Origin of the sequence: Micromonospora palythoicola (assembly GCF_036689795.1) — a bacterium.
GTDB lineage: Bacteria > Actinomycetota > Actinomycetes > Mycobacteriales > Micromonosporaceae > Micromonospora > Micromonospora palythoicola.
Window position 1 is genome coordinate 1 of sequence record NZ_JBAGKI010000082.1, and the last position, 23,618, is coordinate 23,618.

Genomic DNA, 23,618 nt, shown 5'->3' on the forward strand with positions numbered 1-23,618 from the left:
GCGCCCCCCCCCCCCCCCCCCCCCCCCCCCCCCCCCCCCCCCGCCCCCCGGCTCGGCCCCGCGGGGGGGGGGGGGGGGGGGGGGGGGGGGGCCCCCCCCCCCCCCCCCCCCCCACGGGGGGCCTCAGTCGTTGGCGTGCAGGGCGGCGTTCAGCTCGATGCCCCGGCCGGTGCGGGGGCGGGCCTCCAGCGCGCCGGAGACCGAGTTGCGCCAGAACAGCAACCCGTCGACGCCGGACAGCTCGCGGGCCTTGACGACCCGGCCGTCCGGAAGACTGATCTTCGAGGCGGCGGTGATGTAGCAGCCCGCCTCCACGACGCAGTCGTCGCCGAGCGAGATGCCGACACCGGCGTTGGCGCCGACCAGGCTGCGCTCGCCGATGCGTACCTTGTCGGTGCCGCCGCCGGAGAGGGTGCCCATGATGGAGGCGCCGCCGCCGATGTCGGAACCGTCACCGACCACCACGCCCTGCACGATGCGCCCCTCGACCATGGAGGCGCCGAGCGTGCCGGCGTTGAAGTTGACGAAGCCCTCGTGCATGACGGTGGTACCGGAGGCGAGGTGTGCGCCGAGGCGGACCCGGTCGGCATCGGCGATCCGCACCCCGGCGGGCACCACGTAGTCGGTCATCCGGGGGAACTTGTCCACCCCGTACACCCCGAGGTGGCGGCCGGCGGCCCGCTCGATGACCCGCAGTTCGTCCACCCGCTCCGGCGGGCACGGCCCGGCGGAGGTCCAGGCCACGTTGGCCAGCTTGCCGAAGATGCCGTCGAGGTTGATCTCGTTGGGGCGCACCAGGCGGTGGGAGAGCAGGTGCAGCCGCAGGTACGCGTCCGGCGCGTCCTTGATCGGATCGTCGAGCGAGCCGATGACGGTGACCACCTGGACGGTACGCAGACCCGGCAGAGCCCGGTCACCGATCGCGCCGGGCGGCAGGTCCAGCACGTCGGCCTTGTCCTCACCGGCGACCAGCGGCAGCTCGCCGAGGCCCAGCTTGCCGGTCGGGTACCAGGTGTCGAGCACTTGGTCCTCGGCGGTGACGGTGGCCAGGCCGATGCCCCACGCGGATTGTGTGGACGTCACTTACTCACCTCTCGTTCCCCTGCGGGCTGGCGGCTGCTCGCGACCGCGGGGCTCGCCGGCCCACTCCTCGCGCTTCGCCGAAGGGCTCGCGTCTCGCGGTCGCCGGTTGTGACGGTACCGTGCGGACCATGGAGAACCCGCTTACCCCCGAGGTCCTCGCCGATCCGGTGGCGTTGACCCGCGCGCTGGTCGACATCGAGTCCGTGTCCCTCAACGAGAAGGCGATCGCCGACTGCGTCGAGGAGGTGCTGCGGGTGGTTCCGCACCTGAGCACCTACCGGCACGGCAACACGGTGATGGCCCGTACCGACCTGGGGCGGGCCTCGCGGGTGGTGCTCGCCGGCCACCTGGACACCGTGCCGCTGAACAACAACTTCCCGTCGACGCTGCGCGGCGACCTGATGTACGGCTGCGGCACCTCGGACATGAAGTCCGGCGTCGCCTACGCGCTGCATCTCGCGACCACCCTGCCCGAGCCCCGCTACGACGTGACGTACTTCTTCTACGAGGCCGAGGAGATCGAGTCGAGGTACAACGGCCTGCACCTGGTCGCGCAGGCGCACCCGGACTGGCTGGAGGCCGACTTCGCGCTGCTGTTGGAGCCGACGTACGGCATCGTCGAGGCGGGCTGCCAGGGCACCATGCGAGCCGTGGTGGTGACCACCGGGGTCCGGGCCCACTCGGCCCGTTCCTGGCACGGGGTCAACGCCGTGCACGGTGCGGGGGAGGTGCTCCGCCGGCTGTCGACGTACCAGGCCCGGCGGGTGACCATCGACGGGTGTGAGTACCGGGAGGGCATGAACGCGACCCGCATCCACGGCGGGGTCGCCGGCAACGTGGTGCCGGACCGGTGCGAGATCGAGGTGAACTACCGCTTCGCGCCGGACCGTACGCCGGCCGAGGCCGAGGCGCACCTGCGCGAGGTCTTCGCGGACTACGAGCTGACGGTGACGGACTGCGCGGCCGGCGCGCTGCCCGGCCTGGAGGCCCCGCCGGCGCGGGAGTTCCTGGCGGCGGTGGGTGCCGCACCCATCGGCAAGCTGGGCTGGACCGACGTGGCCCGGTTCGCGGCGATGGGGGTCCCGGCACTCAACTTCGGCCCGGGGGATCCGAACCTGGCCCACCACCCGGACGAGCACGTCGAGATCAGCAAGATCCGCGACGGTGCGGCGACGCTGCACCGCTGGCTCGCCCCGGCCTGACCACCGACGGCGTGGCCGGCGGCGGCGCCACCAGCGGTGGCGTGGCCGGCGGTTCGTGCGGGGTCAGACGGTGGTCAGGTGGGACTCGGCACTGGGATCGGTCGGCGGCTCGGGTGGCTTGTCCAGCAGCCGGGCGCGGCGGCGCTCGGCCACCACGTCGCGGATGCGCCGCTGCATCTGGCGGCGGATCCGGACCCGTTCGTCGTTGCTGATCACGCTGTCTCCTCCCCCGAAGTCCGCGTGCCGGGGCATACCCGGTATGTGAATAGTAAGACGTACGGGAAAGCGATTTGGTTGCACAAGATCGCGAAGTGTTTGCCGGGTTCTTCGGTCCGGCTCCACTACGGTTGCTTCCATGACCCAGAGCAACGGGCGCGAACGAGGACAGGAGCGGCATCGCGGCGCCGTCACACTCCGTCGCCAGTCGATCACAAGTAGCACCGCGGACCAGCGGCTGCTGGACTCCCGGGCGCGGGCCGACTGGAAGACGAAGGACGCCTGGCGGGCGCTGCGCATCCTCTCCGAGTTCGTGGAGGGCTTCGACACCCTCGCCGACCTCCCGCCCGCGGTCAGTGTCTTCGGCTCGGCGCGCAGCAAGCCGGACAGCCCCGAGTGCCAGCTGGCCGAGGCGTTGGGCGCGGCGCTGGCCCGCGCCGGCTACGCGGTGATCACCGGGGGTGGTCCGGGTGTGATGGAGGCGGCCAACCGGGGGGCCAGCGAGGCCGGCGGCCACTCCGTAGGCCTGGGCATCGAACTTCCCTTCGAGCAGGGCATCAACGAGTGGGTCGACCTGGCCATCGACTTCCGCTACTTCTTCGCCCGCAAGACCATGTTCGTCAAGTACGCCCAGGCGTTCGTGGTGCTGCCCGGCGGGTTCGGCACCATGGACGAACTCTTCGAGGCGCTCACCCTGGTACAGACCGGGAAGGTCACCCGGTTCCCGGTGGTGCTGATGGGCGTGGACTACTGGCAGGGCCTGCTCGACTGGCTGCGGGACACGATGGCGGCCGAAGGCAAGATCGGCCCGGTCGACCTGGAGCTGATCTGCGTCACCGACGATGTCGCCGCGGCGGTGCGGCACATCGTGGAGGCCGAGGCCGCCCTCAACGCCGAGCAGGAGGCCGTACGCGAGGAAGCGGTCGCCCGGGTCGCCGCCGACCAGCAGGCCGCCGCCGGTTCGACCACCGCCGGGCCGGTCGCCGGCGATGAACCGGGCGCTGCCAACGAGCAGGCCGCCGCCAACGGACGGGCCGCTGCCGGCGGGCAGGCTGCCGCCGACGCGCAGGCCGCCGCCAACGGACGGGCCGCTGCCGCCGACGCGCCGGCCGCGACCGACGACCCTGCGGGGCGCTGACCGGTGGCCGCGATCTGCGTGTTCTGCGCGTCCTCCCGCACGCTCGACAAGCGTTGGCTCGACCTGGCGACCGACACCGGCGCGCAGATCGCTCGACGCGGGCACACGCTGGTCAGCGGGGGCGGCTGCGTCGGCATGATGGGCGCGTTGGTCAACGGCGCACGCGCTGCGGGAGGCCGCACGGTCGGCGTGATCCCGCAGGCGCTCGTCGACCTGGAGGTCGCCGACCTCGCCTCCGACGAACTGCTGGTCACCGAGTCGATGGCCAGCCGGAAGATCCTGATGATCGAAAAGTCGGACGCGTTCCTCACCCTGCCCGGCGGGCTCGGCACGCTCGACGAACTCTTCGAGGTGTGGACCACCGCGACGCTCGCCCTGCACCACAAGCCGATGGTGCTTGTCGACACCGACGGCTTCTACGACCCGTTGCTGGCCTGGCTGCGCGACCTGACCGACCAGACGTTCCTCAAGCCCGCCGGCTTCGATCTGCTCCGGTCGGTCGACACCGTCCCCGCTGCCCTCGACCTCATCGAGTCCCAGCTCACCTGAACCGCCCGGCCGGTCCTGGCACCCCGTCGACGCGGTCTGTGGGCGGATGATCGGCTCCGGATGCGGCGAACCGGGCCTTCCCGCCGAGCGGAAGCCCCGACTTGCCGCATGTCGAGCGCGCGTGCTGACCGGACCCGGGTGTGGCGGGTCTGGCGGTGTCGCAGGGCCGTGATGGGATGGCGGGATGCAGGCGTACCGGTTGGTGCGTCGGCCCGCCGGGCCGACCGAGGGGAACGGCCCGTCCGCCGGGTCGCCCTCGGCTGCCGCCCATCCGCAAGCCGCACCGGGGTCCCCGCCGGGTCAGGCGGCTCCGGGTCAGGCCGAGCCGGGTCAGGCCGAGCCGGGTCAGGCCGAGCCCGGTCAGGCGGCCCCGGGTCAAGCCGCGAAGGCTCAGGCGGCCCCGGGTCAGGCGGCCCCGGGTCAGGCGGCCCCGGGTCAGGTCGCGCCGGCTCAGGCGGCACCGGGTCAGGTCGCGCCGGGTCAGGCGGCACCGGAGCAGGCAGCCTCGGGTCACGCCGGGCCGGAGCGGGTCGATCCGCTACAGGCGGAGGTGGTCGCGCACACCGTCGGTCCGATGCTCGTCCTGGGCGGCCCGGGCACCGGGAAGACCTGGACCCTCGTCGAGGCGGTCGCTGCCCGGGTTGCCGAGGGAGTCGACCCGGAGCGGATCCTGGTGCTGACCTTCAGCCGACGCGGTGCCGCCGACCTGCGGCACCGGATCGAGGCGCGGATCGCCACGACCGGTCAGCGGGTGCTGCGCGAGCCGCTGGTGCGCACCTTTCCCGCGTACGCCTTCGGGTTGCTGCGGCGGGCCGCCGCCGAGCGCGGCGAGCCGTCGCCCCGGCTGCTCACCGGCCCGGAGCAGGATCTGATCATCCGCGAGTTGCTTGACGTCGTCGGTGCGGACCCCGACGGGGAGCCCGACGACGACCCGGTCGGTTGGCCGGCGGACCTGCGGCCGGCGCTGGGCACCCGGGCGTTCGCCGCCCAGCTACGCGACCTGCTGATGCGTGCCGCCGAGCGGGGTGTGGGCCCGGTCGAGTTGGCCCGGCTCGGCGAGCGGCTCGGCCGCGCCGACTGGCCGGCCGCCGCCCGGTTCCTCCGGCAGTACGTCGCCGTGCTGGCCCTGCGCGACGTGGCCAACCGTGGCTCGGTCGCCTACGACCCGGCGGAGCTGGTCCGGGCCGCCACCGGGATGCTGCGCGACGATCCGGAGCTGCTGGCCGCCGAGCGACGCCGGCTGGCGCACGTCTACGTTGACGAGCTGGCCGACACCGACCCCGCGCAGCTGGAGCTGCTGGACACGGTGGCCGGCGGTGGCCTGCCTCTGGTCGCCTTCGCCGACCCCGACTCCTCGACGTACGCCTTCCGGGGAGCCGATCCGGGCGGCGTGACGTCCTTTCCGCACCGGTTCCGCACCGCGTCCGGCGCGCCGGCCGCCCAGGTGCTGCTGAGCACCAGTTACCGCGCGGGCGAGCGGCTGCTGGCCGCCACCACGCGGCTGGCCCGACGGCTGCGCGGGCCGGCCGCGCACCGGCGGCTGCGACCGCTGCCGGACACTCCGGCGGGGAGCGTGGAGGTGCGCACGTTCTCCTCGACCACGAGCGAGGCGGCGTGGCTGGCGCACGCGTTACGCGCGGCGCACCTGCTCGACGGCGTGCCGTGGTCGCGGATGGCGGTGCTGGTCCGCTCCACCGCCCGGCAACTGCCGGGGCTGCGTCGAGCGCTGCACGCGGCCGGCGTGCCGACCGTGGTGCACGGCGAGGATCTGCCGCTGCACCTGCAACCGGCGGTCGCGCCGCTGCTGCTCCTGCTGCGCTGCGCGCTGGAGCCGGAGCGGCTCGACGAGGAGGCCGCCGTGGCGCTGCTGCACTCACCGCTCGGCGGCGCCGACCCGCTGGCGGAGCGACGTCTGCGGCAGGGCCTGCGCGCCCTCGCCCTGGCCCGGGGTGATCGCCGGCCCTCCGGGGAGCTGATCATCGAGGCGCTCCGCGACCCGACCGAGCTTTCCGGAGTCGAGCGGCGTTGGGCGGAACCGGCCCAGACGGTGGCCGGGCTGCTGGCCGTGGCCCGGGAGGCGGCCGACCGGCCGGCCGCCACCGCGGAGGAGGTCCTCTGGGCCGTGTGGCGGGCCAGCGGCCTGGCCGAGCTGTGGTCGGCCGCGCTGACCCGGGGCCCGGCGGTGGCCGGCGAGGGGGATCTCGCCCGGCGTCGCCGGGCCGAGGCGGCCGACCGTGACCTGGACGCCGTGCTGGTTCTCTTCGACGCCGCCGCCCGGTTCACCGACCGGTTGCCGGGCGCGCGTACCGAGGTGTTTCTCGACCACGTGCTCGGTCAGGAGCTGCCGGCCGACACGCTCGCGCCGACCGCCGACCGGGGCGACGCCGTGCGGCTGCTCACCGCGCACGCGGCCAAGGGACTCGAATGGGACCTGGTCGCGGTGGCCGGGGTCCAGGAAGGCGTCTGGCCGGATCTGCGGCTGCGTGGCAGCCTGCTCGGCTCGGAGCGCCTGGTCGACGTGCTGGCCGGCCGGGGGGACGGCGCGGTCGCGATGGCCACCGTGGTCGGGCAGACCTCGGCGTTGCTCGACGAGGAGCGGCGGCTGTTCCACGTCGCGGTGACCCGCGCTCGGCGGCGGCTGCTGGTCAGCGCGGTCGCCTCCGCCTCCGTCGGCGGCGACGACCACGAGGAGCAACCCAGCCGCTTCCTCTACGAACTGGGCCGTACCGACGATCCGGGCGGTGCCGTCGACGGGTCCGCCGGTCCGCCGCCACCCCGGCCACCGGACGAGCCACCTTCCGCTGGTGCGTCGCCGGATCACGAGGCGGGCGTCGACGGCTCGCCGGACCCCACGGAGACCGGGCCGCCCGGGTCGGGCCGGCTGCCGTTGAGCCGGCCGCCCCGGGCGCTCACGCTGCCCGCGCTGGTGGCGGAGCTGCGTACCGCGGTCGTCGATCCGGCGGCGCCGGTCGCCCGGCGGCGCGTGGCGGCGGCCGAACTTGCCCGGCTGGCCGCCGCCGGAGTGTCCGGTGCGCATCCCGACGACTGGTGGGGGCTGCGCCCGCTCTCCGACGACCGCCCGCTCGTCGACGACGGCGAGCCGGTGCGGGTGACCCCGTCGGGCATGGAGAGCGCCCTGCGGTGCAGCCTGCGGTGGCTGCTGGAACGGCACGGCGGCAGCGCACCGGCCAGCGGCGCGCAGGGTGTCGGCAACCTGGTGCACGCGGCGGCGATGCTCGCCGAGGACGCCCAGGCCGACCGGGAGACGCTGCTGGAGTACGTGGCCGCACGCTTCGACGCGATCGAACTGGCCGCGCGGTGGATGGTCGGTCCGGAGCAGGCCCGCGCCGAGGCGATGGTCGACAAGTTGCTGCGCTGGCTCGCCGCCAACCCGCGCCGGTTGCTCGCCATCGAACAGGAGTTCGCGGTACGCCTCGACGACCCGCACCGGCCGGTCGAGCTGACCGGCCGGGTCGACCGGTTGGAGGTCGACGCGGACGGCCGGCTGGTGGTGGTCGACCTCAAGACCGGCAAGTCCACCGCGGTCACCGAGGGAGAGGTGGCCGAGCACCCGCAACTGGGCGCGTACCAGGCGGCGGTGGAGGCCGGCGCGTTCGCCGAGTTCGGCGACGAGCCCGGCGGCGCGGCGCTCGTGCAGCTCGGCACCGGCGCGAAGGACGCCCGCGAGCAGGCCCAGCCACCCGCCACCGACGGGCCCGAGGCCGGTTGGGCGACCGCGTTGGTGCGTCGCACCGCCGACACCATGGCCGCCGCGACCTTCGCGGCGGTCGCCAACTCGAAGTGTCGGGTCTGCCCGGTCCGCAGCAGCTGCCCGGTGTCCGGTCAGGGCCGGCAGGTGGTCGAGCCGTGACCCAGCCCACCCTGTTCGAGCCGGTCCCGCCGGCGCCCCGGGCCGCCGACGCGGGCCCCCGGTACACGCCGGTGGAGCTGGCGAAGCTGCTCCGGCTGCCGGCCCCCACCCGGGAACAGGCGGCGATCATCGCCGCGCCGGTGGAGCCGCTGCTGGTGGTCGCCGGTGCCGGCTCGGGCAAGACCGAGACGATGGCCGCCCGGGTGGTGTGGTTGGTGGCCAACTCGTACGTCCGGCCGGAGCAGGTGCTCGGCCTCACCTTCACCCGCAAGGCCGCCGGTGAGCTGGCGCACCGGGTACGCGTCCGACTCGACCAACTGGTCCGCCGGTTGGGCCGCCGGGAGCGCAACCCGCTCGACGACCCGCTCACCGGCGAACCGACCGTGGCCACCTACCACTCGTACGCCGGGCGGATCGTCACCGAGCACGGTCTGCGCGCCGGCTACGAGCCCTCCACCAGACTGCTGACCGAGGCGTCCCGCTGGCAGCTGGTCGACCTGATCGTGCGCAACTACGACGGCGACATGTCCGAGGTGGACCGGATGCCGAGCACGGTCACCGACGCGGTCCTGGCGCTCGCCGGCGAGCTGGACGAGCACCTGGTCGACCCGGACGAGTTGGCCGCCTGGACCGGCCGGTTCTTCGCCGACGTGCAGTCGCGTCCGGGGCGGGTCTACGCCGGGGTACGCAAGGCCCTCGCCCTCCAGCAGACCCGGTTGAAGCTGCTGCCGCTGGTGCGCGGGTACGCCCGCCGAAAGGACGACTTCGAGGCGATGGACTTCGCCGACCAGCTCGCCCGGGCCGCCCGGGTGGCCCGGGACCATCCCGGCGTGGGTGAGATCGAGCGCGGCCGTTACCGGGTGGTGCTGCTCGACGAGTACCAGGACACCAGCCACGCCCAGGTGGTGCTGCTCAAGGCGCTGTTCGGCGGTGGACACCCGGTGACCGCGGTGGGTGATCCCTGCCAGTCGATCTACGGCTGGCGGGGAGCCAGCGCCGGCACCCTCGACCGTTTCCCGACCGAGTTCGCCCGCGCCGACGGGGCTCCGGCCTCGGTGCTCGGGCTGACCACCAGTTGGCGTAACCGGCCGGAGATCCTGGCGGTGGCCAACGCGCTGGCCACGCCGCTGCGCGCGGCCGGGGCCCAGGTGCCCGAGCTGCACGCCGCGTTCAGCGTCGCCGACCCGATCCCGCATCGCAGCCCGCGCGGAGCCGCCGCCGGCACGGTGCACTGCGCGCTGCTGCCGACGTACGCCGACGAGGCCGAGTGGATCGCCGACAGCCTGCTGGGCGCCTGGCGGGGCGCGGCCGGCAGCCCGGGTGTACTGCCCGAGCAGATCCCGGTGACCCGTCGGCCGACCACGGCGGTGCTGGTCCGGCTGCGCAGCCAGATCCCGGCGATCGCGGCGGCGCTGCGCGAACGTGGCCTGCCGGTCGAGGTGGTCGGGCTCGGTGGCCTGCTGGACACCCCCGAGGTACGCGACGTGGTCTGCACCCTGCGGGTGCTGGCCGACCCGACCGACGGTGCGGCGTTGCTGCGGTTGCTGACCGGTGCGCGGTGGCGGATCGGGCCTCGGGATCTGGTGGCCCTGCACCGCCGGGCCCGGGCCATCGCGGCGGCCCGCCGCCGGCTCGCCGACGACGGCGCTCCGGAGATCACCCCAGACCGCCTCGACGAGGCGACCCTGGTGGAGGCGCTTGCCGACCTGGGGCCGGCGCAGGCGTACTCGGCCGAGGGCTACGCGCGACTGCGCGCGTACGCGCGGGAACTGGGCCTGCTCCGCTACCGGCTGGACCAGTCCCTGCCGGAACTCATCGCGGACGTGGAGCGGACCACCGGGCTGGACGTGGAGGTGGCGGTGCGGGCCGGCCGCGACGGTGCGGGTGACGCCGGACTGGCCCGGGGCCACCTGGACGCGTTGGGTGACGTGGCCGCCCGGTTCAGCGGCGAGTCGCCGGCCGCCACGCTCGCCGGGTTCCTGGCTTATCTCGCCGCCGCCGAGGACGAGGAGCGCGGTCTCGCACCGGGTGAGGTGGAGGTGGTCGAGGGAGCGGTGCAGATCCTCACCGCCCACGCCGCCAAGGGGCTGGAGTGGGACGTGGTGGCGGTGGCCGGGCTGAGTCGTGGCGTGTGGCCGGGACCGGCCCGCAACTCGGATCACTGGCTCGGCGGCCTGGGCGTGCTGCCGTTCCCACTGCGCGGCGACGCCGACGGGCTGCCCGAGCTGGCCCTGGCCGAGGTGGCTGACCAGCGCGGGGTGGCCCGGGCGGTGGAGGACTTCACCGACGCCTGGCGCGCCCACGACGAGCGGGAGGAACGACGGCTGGCGTACGTGGCGGTCACCCGGCCCCGGCGACTGCTGCTCTGCTCCGGTCACTGGTGGGGTGAGGGCACCAAACGGCCGCGCGGCCCGTCGCCGCTGCTGCGCGAGGTGCACGACGCCTGCCTGGCCGGCGGTCCCGGTCACCTGGTCGACGAGTGGACCCCGGAGCCCGCGCCGGACGCGGTCAACCCGACCACCGAGGTGGTACTGCGGGCCGAGTGGCCCGCCGACCCGCTCGGTCCCCGCCGTCCGGTGCTGGCCGAGGCCGCCGCGCTGGTACGCCGTCTCCTGACCGACGGCGACGCCGACGACGAGGACCGGCCGGACGACCCGGCCGAGGCGGATCCGGAGGTGCTCCGGTGGCGGCGGGAGGCCGATCTGCTGCTGGCCGAGCGGGCGGAGTTGAGCCGGCTCGCCGGCCCGGTCGAGGTGTCGCTGCCCGAACAGCTGTCGGTGACGCAACTCGTCGCGTTGCGCCGGGATCCGGCCGGCCTGGCCCGGGCACTGCGCCGCCCGATGCCGACCGAGCCCAACCCGTACGCCCGCCGGGGCACCGCGTTTCACGCCTGGCTGGAGCAGCGGTTCGGCGCGGACCGGTTGCTCGACACCGACGAACTGCCGGGGGCGGCGGACGCCGACGCGGCGCCGGACGAGGAACTGGCCGAGCTTCAGCGGCGCTTCCTGGCCAGCGAGTGGGCGGACCGCACCCCGGTCGAGGTGGAGGTGCCCTTCGCCACGGTGATCGAGGGGGTGGTGGTACGCGGCCGGATGGACGCCGTGTTTCGCCGGCCCGGCGACCGGTTCGACGTGGTCGACTGGAAGACCGGCGCGCGGCCGGAGGGTGCCGCCGCCGAGGTGGCGGCGGTGCAGCTGGCGGTCTACCGGCTGGCCTGGGCGGAACTGGCCGGTGTGCCGGTCGACCGGGTCGGCGCGGCGTTCCACTACGTGCGGGACGGGGTGACCGTTCGGCCGGCGGACCTGCTCGACGTCGACGGGCTGACCGCGTTGATCAGATCGGTTCCCGAGTCGACGTGAAGCACTGGCGTGTCGCCGGATCCGTGGTAGGGTTCCCGCGTTGCAGTTTCGGTTACCAGCTCTGTTTGCGCCTGGCGGAATGTGGCCCCAGGCGCTCTTTGTTATGTCCGGACTTCTCCGGGCGGGGCGACCAGCAGCGACAGGCGTTCCGGGCAGGTTCGCCCGGGACATTCCTCTTCAGCTCCGCAACAGGTGCGGAGTTGACGTTCCGTCAAGGAGACGAAACAAGCATGGCTATTGGCACCGTCAAGTGGTTCAACGCTGACAAGGGCTTCGGCTTCATCACCCCGGACGGCGGCGGCGCGGACGTCTTCGCCCACTTCTCGGCGATCCAGACCTCCGGCTACCGCAGCCTCGACGAGAACCAGCGGGTGGAGTTCGAGGTCGTGCAGGGCCAGAAGGGCCCGCAGGCGGAGAACATCCGTCCGCTCTGACCTTCGGTCACCCGGTGTCGGCCGGGTCGTCGCCGTGCTCTGCGCACCGGTGGCGGCCCGGCCGTCCGTGTTCTCGGCGCGGCTGCGGTGCCGGCGCGCCCCGGGTGCTTCAGGTCGGTCCCCTCCGAACCGCGCCGACCAGCGCCACAACCCTGAGTCGGTAATCAGCCTGTGGTCCGTCGGGTGGGCGACTGTCTTCCTCACCCGGCTCCGCGACGCTGGCTGCGGGGCAGGGCCGGGGGGCCCGTGATCGGTGCGGGGGAGGACGACCATGGTGGGCTCGGCGGCTCGTGAGCTGCTCCTGGTGATCGCGGTGGCGGCGGTCGGGCTGTTGCTGGCCACGGCGGTGACGTTCGCGCCCTGGCCGGCCACCCCGGGCGGGTCCGCTCCGTCCGGCCTGGTGGAACTGCGCGGCCCGGCACCAACCGACCGCACCGGCAGCGCGTCCGGCTGACGGGCGGCGGTGCCCGGTCGGCGCGGACCGGCCTACCCGCGTTCGCTTCCTCGCCCGCCGGCACCGGCGGGCGTGCCGAGACGTTAGGGTCGGATCCGTGCCGACCCGCAGAGCGAGAATCCCAGCGACGAGGTATCCGGTCGAACGGTTCACCCTCGACAACGGCCTACGGGTCGTCCTGACCCCCGACCGCAGCGCCCCGGTCATCGGTGTGGCGGTCGTCTACGACGTCGGCATCCGTTCCGAGCCGGAGGGACGTACCGGCTTCGCGCACCTCTTCGAGCACCTGATGTTCCAGGGCTCGGAGAACCTGGAGAAGCTGGCCCACTTCCGGTACGTGCAGGGCGCCGGCGGCACCTTCAACGGTTCCACCCACCTGGACTACACCGACTACTTCGAGACCCTGCCGAGCAACGCCCTGGAACGGGCGCTGTTCCTGGAGGCCGATCGGATGCGCGGTCCTCGGCTGACCGAGGAGAACCTGCGCAACCAGGTCGACGTGGTCAAGGAGGAGATCCGGGTCAACGTGCTCAACCGGCCGTACGGCGGGTTTCCCTGGCTGACCCTGCCACCGGTGCTCTTCGACACCTTCCCGAACGCACACGACGGGTACGGCTCCTTCGACGATCTGGAGTCGGCCACCGTCGCCGACGCCGCCGACTTCTTCCGGCACTACTACGCCAGCGGCAACGCGGTGCTCGCGGTGAGCGGGGACATCGACACCGCCGAGGCGGTCACGCTCATCGAGCGACACTTCGGTGACGTACCGGCCCGCCCGGCACCCGACCGGCCGGACTTCGTCGAGCCGGACCTGACCGCCGAGCGGCGTACCGCGTACCCCGACAAGTTGGCTCCGCTGCCGGCGGTGGCGTCGGCGTGGCGGGTGCCCGACCCGATCGACGACTTCGCCGCCTACCTGCCGTACGTGGTGCTGGCCGAGGTGCTCACCGACGGTGACGCGTCGCGGCTGGTGGAGCGGCTGGTGCGGCGGGACCGCACGGTGACCAGCGTCGGCGGTTACCTGGGCTTCATGGGTGACCCGTTCGACGTACGCGACCCCACCGCGCTGCTGCTCCAGGCGCATCTGCCGCCCGGTGGCGACGTCGACAAGGTGTTGCGGACCGTGGACGAGGAACTGGACCGGCTCGCCCACGACGGGCTCAGCGACGGCGAACTGGCGCGTACCCAGGCGCGGATGGCCACCCACCTGCTCCGCGACACCGATGCGGTGCTCGGCCGGGCCCTGCGGATGGCGGTGCTGGAGCAGCAGCGCGGCGAGCCGGGGTTGCTCGGCGAACTGCCCAGTCTGATCGGCGAGGTCACCGAGGAGCAGGTCCGGGCCGCCGCGGCCACCCTGCGCCCGGAGCGCCGCGCGTCCGTCGAGGTCCTCCCCGGAGGTGGTGGCCGGTGAGCGCGAGGAGTGAGCCGGTTCTGCGAGCCCCGCAGTCGCGAACGGAGGACGGCCCGGTGAGCGCGAGGAGTGAGCCGGTTCTGCGAGCCCCGCAGTCGCGAACGGAGGACGGCCCGGTGAGCGCGAGGAGTGAGCCGGGTTTGCGAGCCCCGCAGTCGCGAACGGAGGAGGGTCGGTGAGCGCACAGGTGCGAGCGTTGCCGCCGCTGGGTCCGACCCGCCGGCTCAAGCTTCCCCGGCAGGCCGAGCGCACCCTCGGTAACGGACTCACCGTCATCGTGGTGCGCCGGCCGGCGGTCCCGTTGGTGGAGCTGCGGCTCTGGATGCCCTTCGGGCGGGCCCACCTGGCCCGGGGGCACCTGCTCACGCAGACGCTGCTCTCCGGCACCGAGACGATGAGCAGCGTGCAGATCGCCGCGGAGCTGCAGAAGATCGGCGGCGGACTCTCCGCCGGGCTCGACCCGGATCGGCTGATGATCTCCGGCACCGGCCTGGCCACCGGGCTGGACCGGATGCTGGAGATCCTCGCCGAGGTCCTCACCGGAGCCAACTACCCGGCCGGGTGGGTGGGCGTCGAGCGGAACCGGCTCGTCGACGGCATCCAGGTCGCCCGGAGCCAGCCGGCGCACCTGGCCCGTACGGCACTGCTGCGGCGGATCTTCGACGGCCATCCGTACGCCGTGCAGACACCGGAGCCGGAGCAGGTCGCAGCCGTCCGCCCGGCGGCTTTGCGGTCCCTGCACGCCCAACGGGTGCATCCGGCTGGCGCGGTGCTCGTGCTGGTCGGCGACCTGCGGCCGGAGCGGGCGTTGGACGCGGCCGAGAAGGCCCTCGGCGACTGGAACGGCGCCGGACACGCGGCCGACGTGCCGCCCGCCCCACCGCTGGAACCGGGCCCGCTGTTGCTCGTCGACCGGCCCGGATCGGTGCAGTCGTCGATGCGGGTGGCGTTGCCGGCGGTGCCGCGAACCCATCCCGACCACGCCGCCCTGCAACTGGCCAATCTGATCTTCGGCGGTTACTTCTCCTCGCGCTGGGTGGAGAACATCCGGGAGGACAAGGGCTACACCTACGGTCCGCATTCGTTGATCGAGCACGCGGTGGCCGGTTCGGTACTGGTGGCCGCCGCCGAGGTGGCCACCGAGGTGACGGCGCCGGCATTGCTGGAGACGAGTTACGAGCTGGGTCGGCTCGCCACCGTGCCGCCCGCTCCGGACGAGCTGGAACAGGCCCGGCAGTACGCCCTCGGTACGCTCCAGCTCGGCATCTCCACCCAGGCCGGGTTGGCGTCGCTGGTCAGCGCCTACGCGGGCAACGGGCTGCGGCTGGATTTCCTGGCCGAACACGCGGCCCGGCTGGCGAAGGTGGGTGTCGACGACGTCACCGAGGCGGCTGCCCGCTATCTCGCGCCGTCCCGAGCGGTCACGGTCGTGCTCGGCGACGCCGAACGGATCGCCGCCTCCCTGGCCACGCTGGCCCAGGTCGAGACCGTCGCTGTTCCGTGACGGACGTGGGTCGGGCGGTGGTCGCCGGGTGCCGGGGTCACGCGCCGTGGTGAGTGGGCGCGGGGACAGCAGCCCGCCGTTGGCCCGGTCCACGCTGGACCGGATGGCGCACCGGCGTACCGATCCGCAGTGGCTGGCTCAGGCCTGGGCCGGTGCGCGGGTGTTGGTGCTGGACGTCGAGGCGGGCGGGCAGGCGCTGGTCCGCACCGACACCGCCGTACCGGAGTTGGTGCTGGTGGGTGCCGACGGCCTGCCGCCGGCCCTCGCCGCCGGGGCGATGTTCCTCGGCGTCGAGCCGGACGGGACGGCGGTCTTCTGTGTCCACGGCACCCTGCCGTCGGTGCCGGAGAGCCGGCCGGCCCAGCTGCGGACCATCGGGCACCTGCTCAGTGACCGGGACGCCGGACTGTTCACCACCGCGTTGGCGTTGACCAACTGGCATCTGCGGCATCTCTACCACCCGGTGACCGGTGAGCCGACCCGGGCCGACGAGGCGGGCTGGAGCCGGGTGGACCGCGCCGGCGAGCGGGTGTGGCCGCGTACCGACCCGGCGATGATCGTGCTCGTGCACGACGGGGTCGGTGGCGGCGAGGGCCGGTGCCTGCTCGGCAACAACGCCACCTGGCCCAGTGCGACGGGCGGACGGCGGTTCTCCTGCCTGGCGGGCTATGTGGAACCCGGGGAGTCGGCCGAGGCCGCGGTACTGCGCGAGGTCCGCGAGGAGGTCGGGGCCGAGGTCCGCGACATCACGTACGCGGGCAGCCAGGCGTGGCCGTTCCCCGGCTCGCTGATGCTCGGTTTCCTGGCCACCGCCGACCCGGCGCACCCGCTGCGGCTCGATCCGGCCGAGATCGCCGAGGCGCGCTGGTTCTCCCGGCAGGAGATCGAGACGGCGCTCGCCGGCCGGCCGGTCGAGGTGGGCGACACCCGCCTGCTGCTGCCACCGCCCTCGTCGATCGCGCTGTTCCTGGTGCACCGCTGGCTCGACGAACGCTGCTGATCAGCCTGCGCGGCGCCGCGGAGGATGGCGCCGCGGCGTTCGGCGGCGCGGGCGACGGGTGCGGCCCCGGCCCGTGACCGTCGTTGCCGCGGCGGTCACGGACCGGAGACACGGGCCGTCGTGGTCGGCTGGGTGAGGAACTCGGCGGGGGAGCCGGTCGACCACGACGGACGTGTGGTGGATCAGGTGCCGGGCCAGTCCGCGGCGGCCCGGTGGTGGCGTGGGTCGTCCAGCGGCAACACCTTGACCCGTTGCTTTCCGGAGCGGACGGCGCCCACGGTGGCGATCGCGCGGGCCAGCAGCAGTGCGGCGTCGCGGTCGTCGGCGTGGACGACCTGGCGGCGTGGCTCGGGCCGGGCGGTCTCGTCCCGCAGGCGCTGACCGTCCGCCCAGGCGGCGGTGATGTCGGCGTCGGCGGCGGCGCGAATGTCGGTGCGAACGATCAGGAACCGCATGTGGGTCTCCGGATGTGTCGCGACGGGTGGAACCGTGGAAGTTCCACGTCACTATGCCGCCATCGTACGCCCGGCGCTCGTCCCAGCAAGTGAAACGCGCCCATCGGTCGGCATCCCCGACCGATCATCCGATCCCTGCTCAGCGTGGGTGGGACAAACGACGACGGGGCCGCCGGCAGCAGCCGGCGGCCCCGCAGGGTGTCCGCGTACTAGGGCTTGTCGAACTGCCCGTCACTCGCACCGGAGATGAAGCCCTGCCATCCCGCCCGGCCGAACAGCAGCACCGGGCCACCACGGTCCTTGCTGTCGCGTAGCGCCACTGCGGCCGGACCGTCGGACAGCGGTGCGACCTCCACGCAGTTGGAGGTCTGGCTGCGGGTACTCGTGCGCCAGGGTGCGTCCGCGAGTTGGGCGAGGACGGACGGTGTGTTGCGGAACTCGTTCATCGTTGCGCTCCTGAGGTGAACCGATGGACCGAGTGGCACCGCACGTCCCGACAGCGGGCCGGTGCTGGTCACCGTTCCGTCAGGCGCCCGGAGGATCCGCGGCGTTGGGTCGGCGCCGTTGCCGGACCACCCGCCACAGTGGGCGGGACCGCCGCGCCGGCCAGCCGTCCCGACGCATCCATCAGCCAGGAGAGGGTGTCCGTTGCGGAAAGTGCCGCCGTGCATAGCCACTCGAACACCACTTTATAGCGATTTAGGGTGATTGCCTCGGTCGACATGACGTCGGTGAAGCCACCTTCGATGGCGAGCGTCTCCGGATCGAGGGGATCGGCGAACCGATAGACCGAGAACGCGGTCGGCGGGAGGTACCACTGGCCGATCGGGGTGTCCCGGGGCAGCACGTGCAGCGTGACGTTCGGCAGCATGGCCAGCTCGCAGAGCTGCGTCAGCTGCTCCCGGAGCACCTCGGGCGGTCCGGCCCGGCGGCCGAGTGCGGACTCCTCCAGCACCGCCGTGTAGCGCGGCGGATCGGTCTCCCGGGTGAGCGCCGACTGACGCGCCAACCGGGCCCTGATCTCGGTCTCGATCTCGTCCTCGGCCTCAGGCGCACCGGCGGCCTGGTCGACCTGCCAGGCCGAGGAGATGCGCATCCGCGCGTACCCGGTGGTCTGCAACAGCCCCGGCACCAACACCGGGTTGTACTCGGAGATCTCGGCGCAACCCGCCTCCAGCTCGGCGAAGCCGCGCTGCTGCTGGGTCATCGCCGGGTACCGCTTCAGCCAGCCACGCATGTCGCCGGCCTCGTGGGTGATGCCGAGCAGCTCCAGCCGGAGGGTGTCGTCGACGTGGTAGAGGTCGAGCAGATCCCGGACGTCACCCGGATCGGGTCGGCTGCGACCGTTCTCCAGCCGGGACAGTTTGGACGCGGAAGCCCAGCCGATGCGTTCGATGACCTGGTCGCCGGTGAGCCCGGCGGCCTCCCGCAAGCGGCGCAGTTCGCCGCCGAGCCGGCGGCGGCGCAGGATCGGGCTGGGTACGGCAGGAGGCACAGTGTCCTCTTTTCCGTCGACCGCCGCGGACGCGACGGTAACCGTATGAAATTCGCCCCCCACGGTCAGTATGGACGTCGCGACTGGCGCCGGCGGCACCGGCGGCGGGCGTGTCATCAGAAATACGCAGACCCGACAGCGACTCCGGTCGGCGCGACAGAGCGTCGCCGGCTCCGCCGAACCCGCCCGCCGTACCCGAGTCGCGCCACCGGAGGATCAATGCGCACCGTCCTGAGTCGCCCGGACTTCCGCCTGCTCTTCGGCGGACTGTTGGCCAGCATGACCGCGGAGTCGATCCTGCTGCTCGCGCTCGCCGTCTGGGTGAAGGACCTGACCGGATCGGACGGCCTCGCCGGTGCCACGATCTTCGTCATCCTCGCGCCACGCATGCTGGCGCCGCTGGTCGGGTGGTTCGTCGACAGGTATCCGCGGCGCCCCTGCTTCGTGGTCACGAACCTCGCGACGGCGCTGCTGCTCACCCCCCTGCTCGCGGTCCGCGGCGCGGCGGATCTGTGGCTCATCTACGCGGTGGCCGCGGCGTACGGGTTGTCGAACCTGACCGTCGGGGCGGTGCTCAGCCGCCTGGTACGGGAACTGGTGCCACCGGACCTGCTCGGCGAGGCGAACGGGGCGTTGCAGACGGCCCGGCAGGGGCTGCGGTTGATCGGCCCGCTCGCCGGCGCCGGCCTCTACGTGGCACTCGGCGGCTGGCCGTTGGCCGTGGTCGGAATGGCCGGGTTCCTCGTCGCCGCCGTGGTGGTCGGCGCGCCCGGGACGACCACCCTGCCGGGCAGGTCGTCCGCGCCGCACCCCGGGCCGGGCCCGTCACCCGCGCCGGGCACGTCGGCCGGGTCGGGCGCGCCGGTCGTCCTGCCGGCGGACGGCGTCGGGCACCGACCACGCTGGGCGGCGGAACTTCTCGCCGGGCTCCGCCACCTGGTGGACGAGCCGGCGTTGCGGCGTGCGCTGCTCGGATACGGGCTCGGCTCGCTGGTGATGGGCTTCACCGAGTCGCTGATCTTCGCGTACGTGGACCGGGGGCTCGGTCGGGAACCGGCGTTCGTCGGCGTGCTCTTCACCGTGCAGGGCATCGGTGGCCTGGTAGGTGGGCTGCTCTCCGCCACCGTCCTGCGACGGGTCGGTGAGCTGGGCGCGCTGGCCGTCGGTGTGGCGCTGTTCGGACCCGCCGCGCTGCTGCTGGCGTACCCGAATCTGTGGCTCGGTCTCGCCGCGGTGCTGATGGCGGGTCTGTCGCTGCCGCTGGCCCTGGTCGGGCTGCAGACCCTGATCCAGCGGCGGACCCCACCGGAACTGCTCGGGCGGGTGGCCGCCGCCGCCGAGGCGGCGGTCAGGTGCCCGCAGGCATTCTCGATAGGCCTGGGTGCGCTGGTGGTCGCCCTGCTCGACTACCGGCTGGTATTCGCGTCGGTCGGCCTGGCGACCCTGCTCGCCGGCAGCTACCTCTGGCGCGGTCGCCACCTGAGCCCACCGCCGGAACCGCCGACCGGAGCGCGGGTTCCCGCTCAACGCCGAGCACCCGAGCGGCGGCAGGGGGACGTCGATGCCCGCACCCGGACCCCGACCCGCTCCGGCACAGTTGGTCATGATGGTGTTGCCCGGGTCAGGGCAACACCATCATGATCCACGCGGAACGAGCGCGATCGGCGCGGGCGTGGTCAGGCGGCGATGCTCGCCAGGTGCTGCTTGACCTGGTTGATCGACGGATTGGTCAGCGCGCTGCCGTCGGCGAAACGTAGCGTGGGCACCGTCTGGTTGCCGCCGTTGACCTTCATCACGAACGTCGCAGCCGCCGGATCCTGCTCGATGTCGACCACCTGGTAGGCGATCCCCTCCCGGTCGAGCTGCGACTTCAGCCGGTGGCAGTAGCCGCACCAGGGAGTGGAATACATCGTCAGCATGGTCAGATCCTCCAACGTCGCGCCCGGTGGCTTGCCGATCAAGCACAGGCTATCCGCTGCAACGTTCGGGGAAGCTGCGACAATTCCCCGCTGTGGTGGTTAACTCCGCGTCCGTTCGCGTGCTCGCCGGGCTCGATCCGGAGCAGCGCGCGGCGGTGACCGCCCCGGCCGGCCCGGTCTGCGTGCTCGCCGGCGCGGGCACCGGCAAGACCCGGGCCGTCACGTCCCGGATCGCGTACCGGGCGCTGACCGGTGAGATCTCGGCTCGACACGTGCTCGCGGTCACCTTCACCGCCCGGGCCGCCGCGGAGCTGCGTCAGCGGCTCGCCGTGGCCGGCGTGGCCGGCGTGCAGGCACGTACCTTCCACGCGGCGGCGCTGCGCCAGGTGCGCTACTTCGCGCCCCGGCTGCTCGACGGTCGGGCCATGCCCGAGTTGCTGGACAGCAAGGTCCGGCTGGTCACCCTCGCCGCGGCGCGAGCCGGGCTACGGGCCGACCGGACGGCGGCCCGTGACCTCGCCGGTGAGATCGAGTGGGCCAAGTCCTCCCTCGTCGAGCCGGGCGACTACGTGGTGGCCGCGGCCAAGGCGTTGCGGGAGACCTCGTACGAACCGGCGAAGGTGGCGGAGGTGTTCGCCGCGTACGAGCGGCTCAAGCGGACCGGCGGAGTGATCGACTTCGAGGACGTGCTGCGCGCCGCGGTCTGGGGGATCGAGGAGCATCCGGACGTCGCCGAGCAGGTCCGCAACCAGTACCGACACCTGGTCGTCGACGAGTACCAGGACGTCAACCCGCTGCAGCAGCGGCTGCTGGACGCCTGGCTCGGCGGACGCGACGACCTGACCGTGGTCGGCGACGCCTCGCAGACCATCTACTCGTTCACCGGGGCGACCTCGGCGTACCTGGTCGACTTCCCGCGTCGGCACCGCACGGCCACCGTGATCCGGCTGGTCCGCGACTACCGGTCGACGCCGCAGGTGGTCGGTCTCGCCAACGCGGTCATCTCGCAGGCCCGGGGCACCGAGGCGCGGCTACGCCTGGAACTGGTCGGGCAGCGCCCGCCCGGTCCGGAGCCGGAGCGGCGGATCTTCACCGACGAACCGGCGGAGGCCGCCGCGGTCGCCGCCCGCTGCCGGGCGTTGATCGACGCCGGCACGCCGGCCCGCGAGGTCGCCGTGCTGTTCCGCACCAATGCGCAGTCCGAGGCGTACGAGAAGGCGCTGGCCGAGGCCGGCGTGCCGTACCAGGTCCAGGGGGCGGAGCGGTTCTTCGAACGCGCCGAGGTGCGCCAGGCGATGGTCGCGCTGCGTGCGGCGACCCGGTCACTGCCGGGTGAGACCCCGCTGCGGGCGGCGGTGGTCGAGGCACTCGCCGGCGTCGGATGGGCACCCGACGCGCCGCCGCCGGGCGGCGCCGCGCGCGAGCGGTGGGAGGCGCTGGCCGCGCTGGTGCAACTGGCCGAGGACTACGCGGCCACGCCGGAGATCCTGCCGCTCGGCGTGGCCGCCACGGTGGAACGTCCGGTCACCCTCACCGACTTCACCGAGGAGCTGGCCCGGCGCGCGGCCCAGCAGCACGTGCCGACGGTGGACGGGGTGACGCTGGCCTCCCTGCACGCCGCCAAGGGACTGGAGTGGGACGCTGTCTTCCTGGTCGGCCTGGCCGAGGGCACGCTGCCCACCACGTACGCCCGCACCACCGAGCAGGTCGAGGAGGAACGCCGGCTGCTCTACGTCGGTGTCACCCGGGCCCGGCACTGGCTCTGGCTCTCGTACGCCTCGGCGCGCTCGCCGGGCGGCCGACCCCGGCGGCCGTGCCGTTTCCTGCCCCAACTGTCGCCCACCTCGCCGACCGAGCGGGCCGCCGGGGGACGGACGGCGCGCACCCCGCAGCGGCGGGCCGCGACCCGGATCGTGTCCTGCCGGATCTGCGGCACCACCCTGCTCGCCGGGCCGGACCGCAAGTTGGGCCGATGCGCCACCTGCCCCTCCGACATCGACGACGAACTGCACGAACGGCTGCGCGAGTGGCGGTCCCGGGTGGCCGGCACGCAGAAGGTGCCCGCGTACGTGGTCTTCACCGACGCGACGCTCGTGGCTTTGGCCGAGCGGCGGCCGGGGCGGGCGGAGGAACTGGTCGCGATCGCCGGGATCGGTCCACGCAAGCTCGGCCTGTACGGGGAGGCGGTGCTGGCGTTGGTGGGGGGCGCGACCGTCGACGAGATCTGCCCACAGAAAAGTTTCTGAATCTGGCCGTTAATTCGTTTGCCCTCGCCCCACCGGCCGGCATAGCCTCAGGGCACACCTCGGAAGGGGGCCCTGTTCGGGCTGCTCACGGGGTCTGTGTCCGGGTCGACCACGAGTGAACGTCAAGGAGGTGGCACCGATGGAGAGCTACATCTACCAGCGTCCGACGGCGCTGCCCGTTGCCGTCGCTCCGCTGTCGGCTGCCCCGACGACCGCCGCTGTGCTGGCGGGCGTCCGGGCCACCACCGTCGCTGCGCGACCGTGGGCTCCGCAGGTGCACCGGGCCGAGATTCAGGCCGAGCTGATCCTCGCACCGGTCACGCACGGGCTCCAGGGGAGCAGTGGCTTCACGGGCAAGGGCGTCGATGGCGTCAACAAGCGGATGGACGTCCGCGGTGTTCCACCTCGAGGTAGACCGGTCTGACCACAGACCACCGGCTCACCTCGAGGCCGCGGAACCCGCACACCGGGATCCGCGGCCTCAGTTTTTTTTGCACCGCCGAAGTACGTCGGAACAGCGATCCACGAGATCGCAGTGAGAGAGAGGTGACCGGGCGATGAGTCTGGCGTTGGCCCCGCTCGACGTGAGCGTCGAGGTGGAGGCGAGCCTGCCCTGCCGGAAGTTCGACCCCGACCTGTGGTTCTCCGACTCGCCCACCGAGCTGGAACTGGCCAAGTCGCTCTGCGGGGACTGCCCGCTGCGCGTCGAGTGCCTGGCCGGCGCGGTCGAGCGGGCCGAGCCCTGGGGCGTCTGGGGCGGCGAGATCTTCGAGCGTGGCGCGGTCGTTCCGCGCAAGCGGCCCCGTGGCCGCCCGCGCAAGGAGGACCTCGCCCGTGACGCCGAGCTGCGGGTCGAGGCCGAGGCGCGACTGGCGGCCAATGGTCTCGCCGCGTCGCGCAGCGCTGTCCGGCTGGCTGCCTGACATGTTCCCGATCCGGACCAACCCTGCCGGTGTCGCACCGGCCGAGCGAAAGCTGACCACCATGTTGCACCTTCCGAACGGAGCCGAGATGTACCTACTCCACGAAGCGTTGTCGAGGGCTCGAATGCTCCGGCCTCAGGCCGGTCGCACCACCACGAGCACTGAGGCAACCCGATCCGCCCGCACCATCGCCATGACCGGTCGTGCCCGGTCGGCCCGCGAGCTGGGCGTTCTGTAGGACGAACACCGCAGACGGCGGGCGGGGGCCGCGGGGGGGCCCCCCCCCCGTCGGGAAGGCCGGGGGAGCCGCCCCGGGCGAATACCCGCCCCCAGCGCGCCCGGGTTCCCCCGTGGGGCGC

19 protein-coding genes and 1 pseudogene are annotated in these 23,618 nt (G+C 73.4%); 14 read left to right on the forward strand and 6 right to left on the reverse strand.

What is annotated here, in order from left to right; all coding sequences use genetic code 11:
- Positions 1–123 precede the first annotated feature (123 nt).
- The gene (dapD, locus tag V5O40_RS24935) at positions 124–1,083 is read right to left on the reverse strand and encodes a 2,3,4,5-tetrahydropyridine-2,6-dicarboxylate N-succinyltransferase (RefSeq protein ID WP_332907728.1); all 960 of its coding nucleotides are present in this window, start codon (positions 1,081–1,083) and stop codon (positions 124–126) included.
- 128 nt (positions 1,084–1,211) lie between these two features.
- On the opposite strand from dapD, the gene dapE reads away from it, so the two are divergent.
- Positions 1,212–2,285 (forward strand): succinyl-diaminopimelate desuccinylase, encoded by a 1,074-nt coding sequence (gene dapE / locus V5O40_RS24940; protein ID WP_332907729.1) that lies wholly within the window; start codon positions 1,212–1,214, stop codon positions 2,283–2,285.
- A 63-nt stretch (positions 2,286–2,348) separates the two neighbouring features.
- Here the strand turns inward: dapE and V5O40_RS24945 are convergent, their stop codons facing one another.
- The gene (locus V5O40_RS24945; protein WP_332907730.1) at positions 2,349–2,501 is read right to left on the reverse strand and encodes a hypothetical protein; all 153 of its coding nucleotides are present in this window, start codon (positions 2,499–2,501) and stop codon (positions 2,349–2,351) included.
- A 139-nt stretch (positions 2,502–2,640) separates the two neighbouring features.
- Between V5O40_RS24945 and V5O40_RS24950 the strand changes: the two are divergent.
- From V5O40_RS24950 to nudC, 9 genes and pseudogenes are all read left to right on the forward strand, one after another.
- Positions 2,641–3,459, forward strand: a pseudogene (locus tag V5O40_RS24950) (LOG family protein); the annotation flags it as partial.
- Positions 3,460–3,642: 183 nt separating this feature from the next.
- On the forward strand, positions 3,643–4,188 hold the full coding sequence (locus tag V5O40_RS24955) for an LOG family protein (protein ID WP_332907731.1): 546 nt from the start codon (positions 3,643–3,645) through the stop codon (positions 4,186–4,188).
- A gap of 184 nt (positions 4,189–4,372) precedes the next feature.
- Complete coding sequence (locus tag V5O40_RS24960) at positions 4,373–8,059, forward strand: ATP-dependent helicase (RefSeq protein WP_332907732.1); 3,687 nt, start codon at positions 4,373–4,375, stop codon at positions 8,057–8,059.
- The gene (locus tag V5O40_RS24965; RefSeq protein WP_332907733.1) at positions 8,056–11,418 is read left to right on the forward strand and encodes an ATP-dependent DNA helicase; all 3,363 of its coding nucleotides are present in this window, start codon (positions 8,056–8,058) and stop codon (positions 11,416–11,418) included. Before V5O40_RS24960 ends, V5O40_RS24965 begins: the two co-directional genes overlap by 4 nt.
- A 230-nt stretch (positions 11,419–11,648) precedes the next feature.
- The gene (locus tag V5O40_RS24970; protein ID WP_332907734.1) at positions 11,649–11,852 is read left to right on the forward strand and encodes a cold-shock protein; all 204 of its coding nucleotides are present in this window, start codon (positions 11,649–11,651) and stop codon (positions 11,850–11,852) included.
- Between the two features lie 271 nt (positions 11,853–12,123).
- Complete coding sequence (locus V5O40_RS24975; protein WP_332907735.1) at positions 12,124–12,306, forward strand: hypothetical protein; 183 nt, start codon at positions 12,124–12,126, stop codon at positions 12,304–12,306.
- A 97-nt stretch (positions 12,307–12,403) separates the two neighbouring features.
- A complete protein-coding gene (locus V5O40_RS24980; protein ID WP_332907736.1) occupies positions 12,404–13,717 on the forward strand; it encodes a M16 family metallopeptidase in 1,314 nt (437 codons plus the stop codon).
- 175 nt (positions 13,718–13,892) lie between these two features.
- The gene (locus V5O40_RS24985) at positions 13,893–15,221 is read left to right on the forward strand and encodes a M16 family metallopeptidase (protein ID WP_332907737.1); all 1,329 of its coding nucleotides are present in this window, start codon (positions 13,893–13,895) and stop codon (positions 15,219–15,221) included.
- A 103-nt stretch (positions 15,222–15,324) separates the two neighbouring features.
- Complete coding sequence (gene nudC, locus V5O40_RS24990) at positions 15,325–16,221, forward strand: NAD(+) diphosphatase (RefSeq protein WP_332907744.1); 897 nt, start codon at positions 15,325–15,327, stop codon at positions 16,219–16,221.
- Positions 16,222–16,403: 182 nt separating this feature from the next.
- On the opposite strand, the gene V5O40_RS24995 is transcribed toward nudC, so the two are convergent.
- From V5O40_RS24995 to V5O40_RS25005, 3 genes are all read right to left on the reverse strand, one after another.
- Positions 16,404–16,676, reverse strand: coding sequence for a hypothetical protein (locus V5O40_RS24995; protein ID WP_332907738.1), 273 nt, complete (start codon positions 16,674–16,676; stop codon positions 16,404–16,406).
- A gap of 209 nt (positions 16,677–16,885) precedes the next feature.
- Entirely contained in the window at positions 16,886–17,122 is a 237-nt protein-coding gene (locus V5O40_RS25000; protein WP_332907739.1) for a DUF397 domain-containing protein, read from the reverse strand.
- Positions 17,123–17,190: 68 nt separating this feature from the next.
- Positions 17,191–18,171 (reverse strand): helix-turn-helix domain-containing protein, encoded by a 981-nt coding sequence (locus tag V5O40_RS25005; RefSeq protein WP_332907740.1) that lies wholly within the window; start codon positions 18,169–18,171, stop codon positions 17,191–17,193.
- Positions 18,172–18,390: 219 nt separating this feature from the next.
- Between V5O40_RS25005 and V5O40_RS25010 the strand changes: the two genes are divergently transcribed.
- Complete coding sequence (locus V5O40_RS25010) at positions 18,391–19,812, forward strand: MFS transporter (RefSeq protein ID WP_332907741.1); 1,422 nt, start codon at positions 18,391–18,393, stop codon at positions 19,810–19,812.
- A 35-nt stretch (positions 19,813–19,847) separates the two neighbouring features.
- Here V5O40_RS25010 and V5O40_RS25015 read toward each other — a convergent pair whose 3' ends face one another.
- Complete coding sequence (locus V5O40_RS25015; protein WP_269738167.1) at positions 19,848–20,090, reverse strand: mycoredoxin; 243 nt, start codon at positions 20,088–20,090, stop codon at positions 19,848–19,850.
- Between the two features lie 92 nt (positions 20,091–20,182).
- Here V5O40_RS25015 and V5O40_RS25020 point away from each other — a divergent pair, with 92 nt between their 5' ends.
- The 3 genes from V5O40_RS25020 to V5O40_RS25030 all read left to right on the forward strand — a co-directional run bounded on the left by V5O40_RS25020 (position 20,183) and on the right by V5O40_RS25030 (position 23,259).
- Positions 20,183–22,336: an ATP-dependent DNA helicase UvrD2 gene (locus tag V5O40_RS25020; protein WP_332907742.1), complete on the forward strand. Its 2,154-nt coding sequence runs from the start codon at positions 20,183–20,185 to the stop codon at positions 22,334–22,336.
- Positions 22,337–22,475: 139 nt separating this feature from the next.
- Positions 22,476–22,760: a hypothetical protein gene (locus V5O40_RS25025; protein ID WP_269738165.1), complete on the forward strand. Its 285-nt coding sequence runs from the start codon at positions 22,476–22,478 to the stop codon at positions 22,758–22,760.
- Between the two features lie 133 nt (positions 22,761–22,893).
- Entirely contained in the window at positions 22,894–23,259 is a 366-nt protein-coding gene (locus tag V5O40_RS25030) for a WhiB family transcriptional regulator (protein ID WP_332907743.1), read from the forward strand.
- Positions 23,260–23,618 lie beyond the last annotated feature (359 nt).